General features: G+C 74.8%; 11 protein-coding genes. 2 read left to right on the top strand and 9 right to left on the bottom strand.

Features of this window, described 5'->3' with window-relative positions:
- Positions 1–181: 181 nt before the first annotated feature.
- Both ACZ6RC_RS11895 and ACZ6RC_RS11890 read left to right on the top strand, forming a co-directional pair.
- Complete coding sequence (locus tag ACZ6RC_RS11895) at positions 182–961, top strand: hypothetical protein (RefSeq protein ID WP_469581428.1); 780 nt, start codon at positions 182–184, stop codon at positions 959–961.
- Between the two features lie 173 nt (positions 962–1,134).
- On the top strand, positions 1,135–2,469 hold the full coding sequence (locus ACZ6RC_RS11890) for a radical SAM protein (RefSeq protein ID WP_453612283.1): 1,335 nt from the start codon (positions 1,135–1,137) through the stop codon (positions 2,467–2,469).
- Between the two features lie 132 nt (positions 2,470–2,601).
- Here the strand turns inward: ACZ6RC_RS11890 and ACZ6RC_RS11885 are convergent, their stop codons facing one another.
- The 9 genes from ACZ6RC_RS11885 to ACZ6RC_RS11845 all read right to left on the bottom strand — a co-directional run.
- A complete protein-coding gene (locus tag ACZ6RC_RS11885) occupies positions 2,602–4,167 on the bottom strand; it encodes a TRAFAC clade GTPase domain-containing protein (protein WP_469581425.1) in 1,566 nt (521 codons plus the stop codon).
- Entirely contained in the window at positions 4,154–6,892 is a 2,739-nt protein-coding gene (locus tag ACZ6RC_RS11880; RefSeq protein ID WP_469581422.1) for a GTPase-associated protein 1-related protein, read from the bottom strand. Before ACZ6RC_RS11880 ends, ACZ6RC_RS11885 begins: the two co-directional genes overlap by 14 nt.
- Before the next feature lie 80 nt (positions 6,893–6,972).
- A complete protein-coding gene (locus ACZ6RC_RS11875; protein ID WP_391134807.1) occupies positions 6,973–8,157 on the bottom strand; it encodes a TRAFAC clade GTPase domain-containing protein in 1,185 nt (394 codons plus the stop codon).
- Positions 8,158–9,948 carry an Hsp70 family protein gene (locus tag ACZ6RC_RS11870; protein ID WP_469581419.1) on the bottom strand — a complete coding sequence of 597 codons (1,791 nt, stop codon included), beginning with the start codon at positions 9,946–9,948 and terminating at the stop codon, positions 8,158–8,160.
- Between the two features lie 2 nt (positions 9,949–9,950).
- Positions 9,951–12,050 (bottom strand): AAA family ATPase, encoded by a 2,100-nt coding sequence (locus ACZ6RC_RS11865; protein ID WP_469582807.1) that lies wholly within the window; start codon positions 12,048–12,050, stop codon positions 9,951–9,953.
- Positions 12,051–12,247: 197 nt separating this feature from the next.
- Complete coding sequence (locus tag ACZ6RC_RS11860; RefSeq protein WP_469581416.1) at positions 12,248–13,711, bottom strand: hypothetical protein; 1,464 nt, start codon at positions 13,709–13,711, stop codon at positions 12,248–12,250.
- Positions 13,712–13,924: 213 nt separating this feature from the next.
- Positions 13,925–14,587 carry a 4Fe-4S single cluster domain-containing protein gene (locus ACZ6RC_RS11855; protein ID WP_469581413.1) on the bottom strand — a complete coding sequence of 221 codons (663 nt, stop codon included), beginning with the start codon at positions 14,585–14,587 and terminating at the stop codon, positions 13,925–13,927.
- A complete protein-coding gene (locus ACZ6RC_RS11850; protein ID WP_469581410.1) occupies positions 14,584–15,645 on the bottom strand; it encodes a hypothetical protein in 1,062 nt (353 codons plus the stop codon). The genes ACZ6RC_RS11855 and ACZ6RC_RS11850 overlap by 4 nt, the downstream gene beginning before the upstream one ends.
- Positions 15,636–16,221: protein phosphatase 2C domain-containing protein (locus tag ACZ6RC_RS11845; RefSeq protein WP_469581407.1), on the bottom strand; the 586-nt coding region annotated here is incomplete at its 5' end. The genes ACZ6RC_RS11850 and ACZ6RC_RS11845, both read right to left, overlap by 10 nt.

The raw sequence follows: 16,221 nt of genomic DNA, 5'->3' as shown, positions 1-16,221 counted from the left end.
AGAGGTGACGGCCCGCCAGCTGGTCTGGCGGGCCGTTTCCATTTATTCGCAAAGACGCGGCGCAATTCTTGCCGAGTTGAAGTGTCGGGCCTGTACGCGGAGGTTTGTATCGCGGAGCGATGATCTGCCCTCTCGCGACAAGGCATAGGATAGTCCTCCGGACCGTGAAGGGACTGACACAATGGGTAACGCTGTTGATCGCGGGCGTGCTGGGGTGCTTGCAAGCGTCCGTGCCGGGGACGTCGTCGTGATGGAGTGTCCGGCGCAGACGGTCGAGGTAACCGGCCTGTCGGCGGAGTACGTTTCCGTTCGATGGCCCTGGAATCGAATCGACCCCGAGTCGCAGATGCAGTGGAACGGATCGCGAGCGATCCCGCGAAACGTCGGAGATGAAGGCTGGGACGAGGAGCCGTTCCAGATCGTTTCGTCCGATTCTTCCCTCGAAGTGGGGGGGTATTGTGAACTCGGAATGCCGGCCACTGTCGCGTATGTGGTACATGTGGAGAGATTTTCTGATCCCTTGGATGTCGGCTGGTTGCCTCGTCCGCACGCATACGTGTCCCTGGTCTCTCATGGGGTTTCCTTTCCGCCCCACGCAGAGGAGATCGGCTTCACCGTGGACCCGAATGGCGAGGAGCCAATCGAGTCGGCATTGGTCTTCAGGCCATATGCGTTCTTGGAGTCCGGTGACGAGGTGGCCGACAGCGAGGGCCGCTTGTGGACGTACTCCGCGCCATGGAACTGGGTACCGTTTGACGGCAGGCCTGGCGACTACCCTGCGTGGCCGTTGCAGTTGATCTGTCGCGATGGTGGGCAGGTTCCGCACGCAGCTCAAAGCATCGCGCGCGCCACGAGTGTGGGCGTCCACGACGATGAGATGGCTCGGTGGCTGCGGGCGGCCGGTCTGGCAGAGGTTCCACAGCTCCCACCGCGCGCCTTCATCGGAGACCTGCCGCACTGAGGTCGCTGCACGACTTCACCGGCCAGGGGCTCGACGTCCGGGCGGCGCACCGGGCCCTTCCCGGGTGGGCCGGCCCGGCGTCCGCCCACTGGTCAGCAACCCGGCTCCCCGTCCGATTCGGGCGGAGATACCCTTCGAGGTGATCCTCAACGGAGTCAGGGATGGAGCAGCACATGGAGAGCCTCAGCCGTACCGCGCTGGTCGAGGGACTGATGGGCCGCTTTCCGCACGTGCCGCGGGAAGCCGTGATCAAGGAGGACCTGCTGCGGGGCGGCATGGCCTTCGACGAGTCCGCGCTCAGTGGGACGGCCGACGGGGGATCCGGGGACGTCAAGCCGAAGTCGTACTTCATCTTCTCTTTCGACCACCGCACCCTCCCCGAGCTCGGGGCCGCCGCGCTCAACCGGCCGCCCGAGGAGATCGTGCTCACCGGCGGGCCCTACGACCTGCGGCGGACCGTCGTGTCCGTGCGGGTCAATCCCGACTCGCCGTACGTCGTTCGCGCCGGGGAGGACGGGGCGCTCGGGCTGTACCTCGACGGGACGCGGATCGCCGACGTCGGGCTGCCTCCGATGCCGGAGTACTACCGGCACACCCTGTCGAACGGCAAGTCCGTCATGGAGGTCGCCCCGACCATCCAGTGGGGCTACCTCGTCTATCTCACCGTCTTCCGGGTGTGCCAGTACTTCGGCGCCAAGGAGGAGTGCCAGTTCTGCGACATCAACCACAACTGGCGCCAGCACAAGGCGGCCGGCCGCCCCTACACCGGGGTCAAGCCGGTCGAGGAGGTGCTGGAGGCGCTGGAGATCATCGACCGGTACGACACCGCCGGGACCTCCCGTGCCTACACGCTCACCGGCGGATCGATCACCTCGCAGGTCGGCGGCCGGGACGAGGCCGACTTCTACGGCCACTACGCCAAGGCCATCGAGGAGCGCTTCCCCGGGCGCTGGATCGGCAAGGTCGTCGCCCAGGCGCTGCCCCGCGACGCCGTCCAGCGGTTCCACGACTACGGCATCCGGATCTACCACCCCAACTTCGAGGTGTGGGACCGCCGGCTGTTCCAGCTGCACTGCCCCGGCAAGGAGCGCTACGTCGGCCGCGACGAGTGGCACCGCCGGATCCTGGACTCCACCGAGATCTTCGGGCCGCGCAACGTGATCCCCAACTTCGTCGCCGGCATCGAGATGGCCGAGCCGTTCGGGTTCACCAAGGTCAGCGAGGCGATCGATTCCACCGCCGAGGGGCTGCGGTTCTTCATGTCCAACGGGGTCGTGCCGCGCTTCACCACCTGGTGCCCCGAGCCCACCACGCCCCTGGGCAAGGCGAACCCGCTCGGCGCGCCGCTGGAGTACCACATCCGTCTCCTGGAGACCTACCGCGCGACGCTCGAGGAGTTCGGCCTCAGCTCGCCGCCCGGATACGGCCCCGCCGGTCCCGGCCGCGCGGTGTTCTCCGTCAGTTCGTTCATGGACAGCCTGGAGGGGCTGGAAGCGCCCGCCGAGTGACGTTCTCGGGGCCGGTGGATGCCGACGGCGAGGAGGCCGCCCGCGCGCAGCCCCGGCCGTCGGCACCTCGCAGCGCTCGCGCGCAGCCCCGGCCGGTCCCGGCCGTCGGCACCTCGCAGCGCCCGCCCGCCGTCACCGTCGCGGACGGCGGTCCAGGCACCAGTCCACGAACCGGCCGACGCTCGCGTGCACCCGCCCCTCCTCGACCGTCACCGCCGCCGTGAAGAAATACCGCACCTCCGCGAACTCCAGCTCCATCGCCTGCACCAGGTTCCGCAGGCCGAGCCGGCCGGCCAGCCACTCGCGCGCGGCGGCGCTGTCGTCGAGGCGGTCGGGGAGCAGGCCGTGCTCCGCCAGCAGGTCCGTCTTGCTGATCGCGACCGCCAGCCGGGGGAGCCGCCCCTGTCTGCCGAGGCGGGCCGCCGTCTGGGAGGAGTTCCCGAAGATCACGTCCGGCGGGTCGGTGGAGGCCAGGGTCCGGTCCGGTGCGGGCGCGGGCGACTCCTCCAGGAGCTGCCAGGTGGCCTCCACCGCCAGCGGGTCCAGGACGAAGACGAAGGTGCGGGCGGCCCGGACGTACCGCAGCGCGTCGGCGTCCTCTCCCGACATGAACTGCTCGCCCGCCGTGTCGAAGACATGCACCAGCTGCTCGGCGCGCCCCTTCCCCAGCACCACCGAATGCGCCCGCAACAGCGTCCTCTGCGTGGCACGCGTATGGCCCTTCATCTCCAGGACCTCACGCAGCACCTGGTAGTTGGCCGTCGTCTCGTCGTCCGCGAGCCGCAGCGCCGGGCCCCCCGCCCCCGCCGCGTCCTCGAGCGACATCAGCATGGCGGCCATCAGCTGCGTCTTCCCCGCCGCCCGGCCGCCGACCATCGGCAGCACGATCTCCCGCGCGTGCCCGGCGTCCTGGTTCAGCGGCTTGCCGCAGCGCGCGTGGGTGCAGAAGGCGGGCAGCCGGCTCCGCCGGCGCATCAGCATCACCAGCGTCGGCATCCGCTCACCGCACTCGCAGCGCCTGCGGAACAGCCCGTACCGCCCGGGACGGATGTCGCTGTGCCGCCGCCGGCAGGACTCGCGCGGGCAGGCGTACGAGGGGTAGGGCACGCGGTCGTAGCAGTGCGGGCAGAGCACGCCCCGGCGCAGCCCCCGCACCGTCAGCACCCCCCGGTCGACCGCCCGCAGGCCGCCCGCGGTGGCGCGGGCCGCGCCGTTGAGGAGCAGGACGGCGAGCGCGTGCACGAGCAGCGCGAGGACGATCAGCGGTACGGCGAGCGCGGCTCCGGCCGCCAGTCCCACGCAGAGCGCCAGGGCGTGCGCCGTCTTCAGGGCGCCCGGCTCCCGGGCCTGGGTGAACCGTTCCTGGGCGAGGGTACGGAAACGGTCGCCCACCGCCCTGCCGTAGACGCGCGGCCCGAGCGTGAGCAACTGGCGCAGGTCCCGCGCGGCCGGGCCGAAGAAGTAGTTGCGGTAGGCCGGCACCGGCTCGTCCTGTGGCCGGTGGGGCGGGATGGTCTCGAATTCCGGGGTCCGCCGCCGCGTCACCCCGACCACCAGCCGGGCGTACCGCCACAGCAGCTCGCCGACGAGACCGAGGGCGCGGACGACCGCCGTGCACGCGCCCAGCAGCAGCGCCGCGCCGAGCAGCACGGCGAGGAGAGTCGACAGTGCCGACATCCCGAGGTCACCGATTCCCATCAGAATCCTCCGATCCGGTCCGGGGGCCGGTCCGAGGGCTACGACCAGGGTCGGCACCGGGCCGCGTATCAGGGCGGGTACCGGAGTCGGCACCGGGCCGCGCACGACGGTCCGCCCCAGGTTCCGCCCCCGGCCCCGGCCCCGTACGCCGCTCCGGGCCCCCGCCCCCCTCCCGCCCCCTCCGCGGTTCCGTACCGGACCCCTCGCCCGGACGGTCCGTCGGTCCCTGCCGTCCCCGGCCGAGCGGCAGCCACCGCACGCCCTTCCTGCGCTCCGTCGTCCGCTGCTCCGTGATCCCGTCCGCGAGCGAGGGAAGGATCGGGCGTACGGTCGCGGCGAGCCGCTCCACGTCCTCGGCCGGCCAGTGCCGCACGGCGTGCGCGAAGACATCGGCGACCAGCTGACGGTGCTGGTGGGGCAGCCGGTCCAGGAGTGCCGTGTCCTGGTACGCCAGGGCCAGCCCGGCCACGTGGCCGAGCAGGACCCTGTCCACCGCGCGGCGGCCCGAAGGCCGGGCGCCGTGCCGGGGGGCGGCCGTCGTCGCGTCCAGGACGGCCCGCAGATAGCGGTCGGCGAGGGAGAAGCCGAACCCGCCCACCATCCTCGGCACCCGCCGCGGGTCGGCCGGGGCCCGGGTCAGCGCGTCCACGAGCCGCAGGTCCCGCAGGGTCCTGATCGGCGCCGGGAGCGAGGCCGTGGGGCCCGCGAAGGCGTCCGCGAGCCGGCCTGCGTCGTCCGCTTCGCGCAGCAGCCGGGCCAGGGCGAGGGCCTGCTCCACGGTCTCCCGGGTGTCCGGGGTCAGCCAGGGCCGCCACTCGGGGGCGGCGAGGACGGCGCACAGCTCCAGGAAGTCGGCCAGCCGGGCCTCGTCGACGACCTCCCGCAGCACCGTCCGCTCGAACCACGCGCCGAGGACGGCCTGGGCGTCCGCCCTGCCGCCGCCGGGCAGCCGGCGCGCGATCTCGATCGCCTCGCGGTGTGTCCAGGGCGGCTGCCGCCACAGGCCGCGCAGCAGCGCCGGGTCCGGGACGTCCTGGCCGCGCAGGGCGAGGATCCGGAACATCACCTCCACGCCGCGCCCGGGTTCGCGCTCGGCGCGCGCCAGCCAGTGGTGCTCCTGGAGGACCGGCCGCCCCTCGAGGTCCCGGGCGTCGAGCAGGTCGGCCGGGAACTGGGAGAAGAGCTGGTGATGGCCCTCGCGCCCGGCCACGAGCGCGTCGAGGGCGGCGACCAGCGCACCCCTGAACACCCCGGACGTCCGCAGCAGCCTCCGGACCTCGCCCCGCAGCGCCGGGTCCGGCGAGCGCCCGGTCGCCGACTCCAGGAGCACCCGGGCCAGCTCGCCGCAGGTCTCCCGGAGCACGTCGCCGGGCAGGTCGAGCCCGGCCCCGTACGCCCACAGCAGGTGCCGCACCCGCTGCCGTACACCCCCCGCCTCGGGGAGCAGCGACCGCCACAGCCGTACGGCACGCTCGCGCTCCTCCGTCCCCGCCAGGGGTACGGGCGCCACGACGTCGTCGGCACCGGCGAGGTAGGCGCGCATCCGGGACTCCTGGAGCGCGCCTTCGAGTTCGCGGTGCAGCGCCGTGTCCCCGCCCGCCCGCGCGGCGGCCGACAGGATCCGCAACTGCGCCTGGGAGAGGTCGGGTCGGGAGCGGCGGATGTCCCGGGCCACCACGGCGCGGCGCGCTCCGAGGTGGTCGGCCGTCGGCAGCCAGTCGAGGACGGCCGCGACGTCCTCCGGCGCGAGCGGGATGCCTCCGCCGGCCGCGGCCGCCGCCACGGGCGGATGCCAGTCCCCGGGGTGCCGCTCACCGCCGTGGGTGTACTCCGCCGCCCAGGACCAGACCGACCGGATCGACGCGAGCCCGATCCGGGTCAGCAGCCGCACCAGGTGGTGGACCGGGACCCCGTCGGGGAAGCGGCCCGCGGCGAAGTCGAAGAGCGTGTAGGCGTCCTGGTCGTCCGGACCGATCTCCGGCTTCGCCTCGGGCACGCAGCCGATGAGGTGCAGCCGCCCGCGCGTCGGCCGGAAGAGATAGGTGGAGAAGGAGAGTCGGCGGGCGAGCGGGGGCGGCAGGAGATAGCTGACGGCGGCGAACCAGTGCGCGATCCGGTCCGTCGTCCGGTCGACCACGACCACCGAACGGTCCTCGCCGAGCGCCGTGAACACCGCCGCCAGCAGCTCCGTCAACCGGTGGGCGTCCGGCTGCGCCCGCAGGAACGCCTGGACGGTACGGGAGTTCAGGGGCCCGCGGGGCGGGGGAGCGTCGAGCGGGGGAAGCTCGGACTCCTGCGCCACCCGTGTCGTCCACACGGGCGAGTCCCACAGCTCGATCGCCAGCAGGCCGCCGCCGGCCGCGGCGAAGTCCTCGGTGTGCAGGGCGTGGGCGAAGTAGTTGCCGAACCTGCGCGCCGAATCCCGCCCGACGTACCGCACGTGCACCGCGGTCGCCCCCGCCCCGAGGGGACGCGCCGCCGCCGGCCCGCCGGCCGCCCCCGCGTCCGACGGCCCGCCCGAGGCCTCCTCCCGTACGAAGGAGAACGCGACCGGACACCGCGCGAGCTGCTCCGGGGTCTCCGACTCCACCAGCGAGCGCGGCGGATCGTAGCCGGCGAGGGCCTCCACCGCGTGCATGGTCTCGGTGGTGACCCCGGCGCTGACGGCGTTGAACTGGAAGCCGGAGAACCCGCTCAGCCCCCGCTCGCACGACGTGTAGTACAACTGCCGGAACCGCCCCCCACCGGCCCCCGACCCGGCCCCGCCGGCCCCCGGCTGCGATCCCGCCCCGTCGGCCCCCGGACTCATCCGCGCCCCGTCCTCGGCACCGAGCCGTACTCGCTCAGCAGCCAGAGCAGCGGATCCGTCACCCGGTAGGGCTGGATGCCGGTACTGGCCACCCGCGCGTCCGGCGTCGGCGTGTGGCCGAGGGCGGAGACCCCGAAGTAGCGGTACCTGCTGTACGTGTTGTCGAGGATCCGGTCGATCGGCACGCCGTCCCACTCCCGCAGGAGCTGCCGCACCTCCTCGTGCACGCTCAGGCTGTCCTCCACGTCGAACCGGCCGCCCGACGGGGGATGCGCGCGCAGCGGGCTGCCCTTCTCCAACAGGTGCCAGAAGGCGTCGAGTTTGGTGAAGACCACCGCGACCGGAGTGTCGATCTTGGCGCCCGACCTGCGCTCCCGCGACGCGAGCAGCATGTTCGTCACCCGCCCGAGGACGTTGACGGGCGCGTCGAATCCCTCGGATCCGGGCAGCGCGGTGCCGGGCAGGGCGGAGGGCCGGGCCCCCGCCATCTGGAGCGGATCGAGGAGCAGCACGATGCCGTCGGCGTTGGCGAGATAGCGGGTGTTCAGCTCCACGTTCTCGCGGGAGTTGAAGTCCTCGCCGGCCGTGTCGAAGAACGACAGCACCGTGTGCTGCGGCCGCTCGCCGAACAGCCCCTTGCGCCGCAGCCCGAACCGGAAGACCAGCGGCTCGACACGGTTGTCGTTGGCGACGGCGGTCCGCGTGCCGAGGAACATCCGCCGGCCCGTGTAGAGGTGGTCCTGGTAGTCGGAGGTGTAGCGCTGCATCGTGGCGTCGTCCGCGCCGACCAGCGCGGCCCCGAAGTCGGCGCCCACCTGGTTCATCATCTCGTGCAGCAGCACCGTCATGTACACCGTCTTGCCGGACGCCTTCGCCCCCACCAGGGCGATCATCCGGTTCTCCACCGTCCCGAACTGCGCGGGCAGCGTCGAGTGGCAGACCGGGCAGATCCGGTACGTCGTCTCGCCGTCGCAGTCGGGGCACACCGCCGTGGCGCGGCGGCCGTCCGCCGTGAACACCGGGCCGACCTCGCCGCGCTGGCCCATCCGGTCGGCGAGCACCTGGTCGCGGCGGCGCACGCACCGCTTCTGCGTACGGCTCTGCCGGCTGTTGCAGCGGAAGGCGATCTCCCGGACGGTGAACGTGTCGTAGCAGTACGGGCAGGTCACTCGTCTGGCCATTCAGGTCACTCGCAGTCGGTGGAGGGCCGTGGGGCGCACGTCGACGCCCTGGTCGGCGGCGGCGTCGGCGTCGGCCGGGAAACAGACCAGCCAGGAGGTGTCCCGCGTGGCGGGGAAGGGGAACTCGACGGCCAGCGGCTGCCGGGCGGTCAGCCGCTGCGCGGGCACCTCGTGCAGTACGGCGCCGTCGGACATGCGGGTGGGGCGGTAGCGGCCCACGCCGTGGACGATGCGCAGCGCGGGCAGCTCGCAGGCGGTCTCGGAGGTGAACGTCACCGTTGCGATCCGCCCCTTCAGCCGCCTGCGCACCGACGGTTCGTACTCCACCACCGGCGGCTCCGCGTCGATCAGCAGCGAGGACGCTCCCTCGCAGTCGACGCCCCGGTCGGCCACGAGCGCCTCCACCGTCAGGGTCACCGCCCCCCGGCCCACCGTGAGGTCCAGCCCGCCGTCGTGCTCGTACTCCCGGCGGCCGCACCGCACATCCCCCGAGAGCGGCCCGCGTGCCGAGGTCTCGCCCTCGACCCGCCAGCGGACGCGGGCGGTACGGGCGCCGGGCGGCCACGCCCACAGGACGAGGAGATGCGCGCCCCGGCGCAGTGCCTGCAGCTCCTCGACGGGGACGGCGACCAGGGCGCCCGGGGCGCCACCCGCCGTTTCCGCGGACCCCTCCGGCCCCGGCCCGGCGTCGCGCCACGGCTCGGCGGGAGGCTCGTTCCGTACGGGACCCTCGGCCCCGGCGGGCGCGGCCGCGGGCGGCGGCTCCGGTGCCGACGGGGGAGCGGGCCCGGACCCGGGTTCCGCCACCGCCTCGGACCCCGGATCGAACCCCGGCTCGGGCCCCGGCTCGCGTGGGGGGTCGGTGTCGAGGGGCGGCTCCGGTACGGGCCCGGGGACGGGTGTGCGCGCGGCTTCCGGTGCGCGTACGGGAGGGGCCGGCGGTTCCGGTGCGACGGGCGCGGCCGGGGGCTCCGGGTCCTCGTAGCGGTACGCGGCCGGCGGCTCGGGGTCCTCGACGTGGTGCCGGGGCAGCGGCTCCGGCGCGTGGAGCCGGGGGGCCCGGGAACCGTCCTGGCCGTACCGCACCCGCAGCGCCCCGAAGTCGAACAGCGCCAACAGGCCGTAAACAACCGCGAGTTCGGGTTCGTGGCAGCGCACCGGGAGTCCGAGCGCGGTCTCCAGACGGTCCGCGGTGCCGGGCGCCCCCGGCAGCTCGCCGGCCAGCAGGACGGCGTCCGGATGCCGGGGGGCGTCCGCGCAGAACCCCGTCACCGCCGCGAGCGTCCCGCCGTCCCAGTCGCCTGCGGGCACCGGGAGCCGGCGGGTGGCGGCGACGTGGACCGTGCGGTGCGGGGCGATGTCGAGGACGGTCAGATCCAGGGTGCCGGCGCCCTGGTCGCAGACGAGGACCGTGCGGTCCACGCCCTCCACGACCGCGCCGTAGTGGAGCGCGGCGGCGACCGCCTCCGGCACCACATGGGCGACTCTGAGGCCGGCCTGTTCGGCGGCCCGGCGCAGCGCCTGCTCCCGTTCGCCTGCGCCGTCCTCCGGGTCGCCGCCGTCGCCGACCGGCAGGGCCAGGGCCACCGCCGTATCCCCGGCGCCGGATTCCGTTCCCCCGGAGTCCGCACGGTCGGCGCTCTCCCGCGCGGCCGCGAGCAGCGCCGCGAGAGCGGCGGCCGGGTCGGCGGCGAGGGCCGGGTCGAGCGGCACGGTGGTGACGGTCGGGCGCCCGTCGGGCCCCCACCTTCCGATCCGCCCGTGCGGGCGGCCGATGTCGATGGCGTACACGCTCAGTACCTCCCCGCCCCGTCCGGTCCCGCCGTCGCCCCGGTGTCCGGTGCGACCAGGGGCGTCCCGTCGTCCGCGATGCCGACACGGAGCCGGTCGCCCGCCGAGGGCCGGTGCTCGATGAAGTGCCGTACGACCGCCGCCCGCAGCCGTTCCAGTTCGTTGCGGATCTGCCGTCCGCCGTACGCCTGGCGCTCCGGGTCGGCCATCCGAGCGGTGATCCACGGGTGGACGCTCGCCGTGTCGGGGACCAGCTCGACCTGGTGGCGTTCCCTCACGGACTCGGCCAGTTGGGCGAGGAGTCGGTCGGAGATCCGGACGATGTGCCGGCGGCGCAGCATGTCGAAGACGACCACGCCCGGCTTCAGCCGGCCGTAGATCTCCGGCCGCCCGATGTCCCGGAACTTCTCCTCCACCGCACGCGTGAAGTGCTGCTCCAGCAGGGCGTACGGCAGCTCGTCCCCCCGCTCGGCGAGCAGGTCCTGGACGGCGTCGGCCCCGGTGTTGGAGGTGAAGATGATCAGGCACTGGGAGAAGTACGCCGTCTGGCCGCGGCCGTCGGTCAGCCGCCCGTCCTCCAGGATCTGCAGGAACTTGTCCAGGACCTTGGGGTGCGCCTTCTCGATCTCGTCGAAGAGCAGCACGCTGAAGGGGCGCTCCTGCACCCGGCGGGTCAGCTCGCCGCCCTGCTCGTACCCCACATAGCCGGGCGGCGCGCCCGCCAGCCGTTCGGCGGCGTGCTCCTGCTGGTACTCGCTCATGTCGAACCGGGCGTACGCGCTCTGGTCGCCGAAGACCAACTCGGCCACGGCTTTGGCCAGTTCGGTCTTGCCGACGCCGGTGGGGCCGACGAAGAAGAACGCGCCGCGCGGACGGTCGGTGCCGGAGTGTCCGAAGTCGACGCCCACGAACGCCGCCTGCAGGGCCGAGGCCACGGCCTCCACCGCCGCCTGCTGTCCGACGACCCGCCCGCCGAGCACCGTGGCGGCCCGGCCGACGACCTGCCGGTCCAGCTGGGTCCAGGGATCCACGCTGACGTTGAGCCGGTGCTGCTCCATCAGCTTGTCGGGCTTCTGCACGGGGGAGTTGCGCAGCCAGGACGTCCGCGCCAGGGCGTCGATCTCCCAGCCGGCCATCCCGTCCGTCGCGCCCACCAGCGCCTCGAACTCGGCGCGGGTGGCATCGGCCGCGCCCCGGAACTCGTGGCGCAGCAGCGACAGCCAGAGCCGGCGCTCGCTCGGGTCCGGCGGTCCGACGTGCAGCGTCGCGATCCGCGGGTCCTCCAGGGGGAACCAGCCGGGCAGCCGGCCCACGTCGCCGACCGCGCACAGCACCGCGTTCCGGGCGTGCGGGGCGGGGCCGGCGCCGGGCCCGGGGCGCGGGGCGACGGCGTCCGTCATCGCGGCTCGCAGCCGCAGCCAGCCGAGGTACGACTCGGGCTGGCCGGGCGGCAGATGGTGGTCGACGTCCTGGAAGACGAACGCGGTGGCGGCGTCGGCGGAGGTGACCAGCCGGCGTACGACGGCGGTGACGTCGTCGAAGGACGCGGGCCGCCGCGCGGAGCGCGGGGCGAAGAGCCCGGCCTGTCCCCGGCGCCGCTCCTCGCCCCGCCGGGTCTCGGCGGCGGGCGGCGGCGCCGCGTCGGACGCGGACGCCCCTGCCCGGGTTCCGCTGTCCGGGGACGCGGCGGCCGGTGGCGCGTCGGCGGCCCGGGCGGTCCGGGGCAGCGCCGCCACCAGCGTGTCGAAGCGTTCGGCATGCCCGGGGATCGGGAAGGTGAGCCCGTCGACCGGGTCCCACCAGCCCACGACCTCGGCGCCACGGGCGTGGAGGACTCCGGCGATCAGCTCCCGGAACGACGCCGGACGGTCGTCGAACCACCACCGGTCCCGGATCCGGCCGTCCAGGATCACCTGCCGGCCGCGCCGCAGCTCCCAGCCGAGGGAGACCGCCCACAACGGCATCATCCCGTCGGCCGCGGCGGGCCCTTCGGACGACGTCGGACCGCCCCCTGGCCCCTCGGGCCCCGGCGCGCCCGCGAGAGGCGTCCCGCCCGCCGCCGGGACCCGGTTCGGTTCCGCCGGTTCTTCCGGGGCCCGTATCGCTTCCGTCGGCTCGGCCGGGATCCGTAGCGCTTCCGCCGGCTCGGCCGGGACCCGTGTCGCTTCCGCCGGTTCTTCCGGGATCCGTATCGCTTCCGCCGTTTCCGGCTCGACGCGTATCGTTTCCGTCGGCTCCGGCTCGACCCGTATCGCTTCCGCCGGCTCCGGCTGTTCCGGCTTTCCCCAGTCGACGCCGGTCATCGCGTCCTCCCCGTCTCGTCGCCCGGCAGCCCGCGGGCGTGGCGGCGCGGGGGCTTGCCGTCCCAGGTGAGCTCGCCGGGCACGAAACCCTCGCCGTTCATGGCCCGGTGCACCCGGTCGAGGAGCTCCTCCGGGGCGCAGACGGCACCCTCCGCAGACGGCCGCGGCGACATGTCCGCCTCGCCGTCCACGTGATAGGTGAGGACCGCCGTCCCGTCCGCGCCCGTGCCGACGGTCGCCTCGTAGACCGCGCCGCTCGGGCGTTCGAAGGAGAGGACGAGCAGCTCGCCCCGGTCCTCGCCTCCGGCGAAGTCGAGACCGGCGTCGGTCATGGCGTCCTTGAGCGCCCGTGCCAGTTCGCCGCGCCGGGCATGGGCGAGCTGCAGCTCGTCCAGACGTTCCTCCGCCGTCGGCAGGAGACGTTCGAGTCCGGCCACGGCGGCCAGGGCCGCGTCCGCGCGGCGGCCTTGGAGCGCGGTGGTGACGGCGCGGAGGGCCTGCTCCAGCTCTTCCGCCAGTTCGGGGTCGGCCAGGTCGACGGCGTCGCGTACGGCGTCCTCGGCCCCGCGCTCCACCACTTTGAACCGGTCCGCCGCCTCCGTGAGCGCCGCGAGCAGTGCCTCCGCCCGCGCCTCGGCCTCCTCGCCCCGACGGCGCTCCTCCTCGGCCGCCCGGGCCTCCGTCTCCTCGGCGCGCCGCGCGTCCTCCTCGACGCGCCGCGCCTCCTCCTCCGCACGCCGCCGGTCCCCCTCGACGCCCCGGGCCACGGCGGCCGCGTGCCGGTTCAAGGCGTGCTCCACCGTGCCGAGCAGCGCCTCGAAGCGGATGTCCTGCCCCTGGCCGGCCGCCGCACGCAGCCGTTCGAGCAGCTCGGCGCTCTCGCGGGCGCCCTCCCGGTCGTGTGCCTCCCCGTCCGCGGCGATCTCTTCCAGACGGCGCTCCAGGGCCCGCACGGTCTCCCCGCGGTCCGTCCGGTCGGCGGGGGCCACCCCGCCGTGCGGCACGAGGACGACGACCCGGCCCCGCAACTCCTCGATCTCCGCCCCGAGCGGGGCCTCGCCGCCGACGGCGCCGCGCAGCTCCACGAGCCGCCGTTCGACGGGCGCCAGTGCGGTCGCCGTCTCCGCGGAGGCGCGCAGCGGGGCGACGAGGCGCTCGATCTCGTCCAGCCGTCGCGCGTCGGCCCGCCCGCGCTCGCGCCGGGTGTCGGCCGCGTGCGCGTCCAGCCGCGCCTGCCGCCGTGCGGCCACCTCGGCCCGCCGGCGCTCCGCCTCGGCACGGGCCCGCTCCCGGCGTTGCTCCGCCTGCCGTGCCCGCTCGGCGGCGAGCGCCGCCCGCTCCTCGGCCCGCTCCCGCTCCCTGGCCCGCCGGGCCGCCGCCCGTGAGGCCCGCACGGCCAACTGCAGCGCCGCGAAGCCCGGATCCAGGGCGACGGGGCTGTACATGATGGACCCGCTCATCGCTGTCCCCTCCCAAGATGGTGTCCGGAACGTCCCGCCGGGGCCGTGGCCCTTCGGGTGGACGCCGATGCTCTCCGGGCCCGTCCGCGGTCGTGCCCGGACCCCGATTCCCGCCGGACACGCCCTCGGCCCTGTCCGGAACCTTGCCCGCCGGTCGCGGCGCCGCCCCGCGCGCCCGCCCGGCGCGCCGCCATCCGCCGTCTCAACGTGGACTCACCCCTTCCGGCCGTCGGGACGCGGCAGGAGCCCCCGCGCCATGAGCTGTTCCTCGAAGCCCTCCCGGAACCCCGGTACGGGCGGCACCCCGGCCCAGGAGAAGGAGCCGTCGGCGCCCACCGACAGTTCGACGCCCGCGGTCGTGTCGTCCTCGGCGAGGACCCGCGCGACCTCCTCGGCGTAGCGGCCGGTGAGGGCGAGCAGTCGCTGGTTGGACGAGCCGCGCCACCGCAGGGCGCCATGCCGGGCGGCGACGTACGGACCGTCCACGAGCAGGTCGAGCCGGTCCAGCAGGGCCCGCTGCCCCGGGGTGCCCCGCCGCAGCCGCTCGTGACGGAAGCCGGAGTACGCCATGGCTGTGAGCCCGGGCCGCTCCTCCCGTACGGCGTCGAGCAGTTCGGCCAGCGCCTCCGCTTGGGCGAAGGGCTCGCCGCCGGAGAGCGTGACGCCCTCGACGTCCGTCAACGCCCCCAGGTGCCGGGCGAGTTCGCGTACGGGGACGGTGGTGCCGCCCTCGAACGGCAGGGTCTCCGCCGCGACGCACCCCGCGCAGCGCAACGGGCACCCCTGCACCCACACGACGGCGCGCGGACCCGGCCCGAGGACCGTGCAGCGGTCCAGCGTCCGGGCCACGGAGAGGAGCGTGCCGGGCGCCGTCATGACCGGTCCGTCCCGTCGCCGTGGGGCGACGGACCGGGGTAGCTCTCCGCTCCGCGCACGGCCTGGTCGCACCAGGGACACCACGGTCGCTCGACGGTGTGGACGTGCGTGGGGCGGCTGGCGCAGACGGTGAGCCGCCCCTTCGCGCGGGCGGCCGCCAGCTCCCGCGCCCACACGGCCGCGGGCGGCCGGCGACCGCCGAACGCCGCGCGGAACAGCTCCGTGAGGCGGCGCGGCAGCAGGTCGGCCGGCGGCGCCGAACGGGGGAGGACCACCGACGTGCGGTCGAGGAGACGGCACCGGCCCCGCAGGAGGTTGTCGTCGAGGGAGAGATAGTCCGAGCCGTCCGCCGGATGCCCGGCGAAGGGGTGCAGCCCGGCCATGAGGAGCTGGTGGGCGAGGACGGCGAGGGCGAAGTCGTCGGTGGAGGCGTCCGGCAGTGCCGCGGCGGCGGCCGCGTCCGCGCCGATCCGCTCCGGCGCGGTGTAGCCCGGCGTCCGCATGCGTCCGGCGAAGAGCTCACGGCCGTCGGTGAACTGCCACGAGTCCACGTCCGCCATCCCGACCGTGCCGCCCCGCTCGTCGACCCACAGGTTGTCGGGGTTGAGGTCCCCCACGACGTAGCCCTCGGCATGGACTTCGGCGAGCAGCCGGGCCAGCGCCTCGGCCGCGGCGAGCGCGGTCGCCCAGGTGGCGTCCGGCATCGACGCCCGCCGTCCGGCGGGGGAGAGCAGCCGGGCGAAGGGCCGGAAGTCGCGCCGCATGTCCGGCATCACATAGCCGTCGACGTCGTCGCGCACGGTCCGCACCGGAACCATCGGCCAGGCGAGCCGGACGGGGGCGCCCGCGAGCAGCCGTACGGTACGGGGTTCGCGCCGCTGCCGTACGAGCCGTTCGACGCGCCGCCGGTACGCCGCCCGGTCCGCCGGGTCGGGGACGAGCTTCGCCACCAGGGCGCGGTCGTCGCCGACGGCGTACACCAGGCCCTCCGAGCCGCCGCCGATCCGTTCCGTCAGGAGCCACTCGCGGCCGCCGCGCGACACCACCTTCACCACCACGGACCGTCCCCTTCCGCCGCCGTCAGCGCGCACAGCACGGTGAGGTCGTCGCCGGTACGGGCCGCGGCGGGCCCGGAGAGCAGCGCGCGCAGCGCGGCCGCGTCGCCGTCGCCGCGCCGCAGCGTCTCGGCGAGGGGCGGGAAGAAGGACGCCGAGGGCAGCGGGCCGACCTCGTCCGGCAGTCCGCGCGAGGAGGGGTGGTCGAGGGCGGCGGGCGCACAGCCGTCGGTGGCCAGGACCACGCCCGCCAGCTCCGTCTCCCACACGGCGAAGGTCCGCAGCCGCAACCGCGCGCCGGGGGAGGTGAGGAACGCAGGCGGCGGGCCGTCGGGGCGGGGCGGTGGCAGGACGAGATGACACCGCTCGGCCGCGCCCGCCTCACGGGTGAGGACGGCGCCGAAGCAGTCGCCCGCCGACAGGAACGCCACCCAGGGCGGCCGGACGACGGCGACGGCCAGCGCGGCGGCCCACTGCTCGACCCCCGCCGGTCCCGTGCTCCCCGCGGGCGCTCCGCCTCCCGCCGGTCCCGTGCTCCCCGCGGGCGCTCCGCCTCCCGCCGGTCCCGTGCTCCCCGCG

This window comes from Streptomyces sp. NPDC048353, from assembly GCF_055587165.1.
The sequence above is the reverse complement of the archived record's forward strand: the minus strand, read 5'-3'. Positions and strand labels throughout refer to the sequence as shown.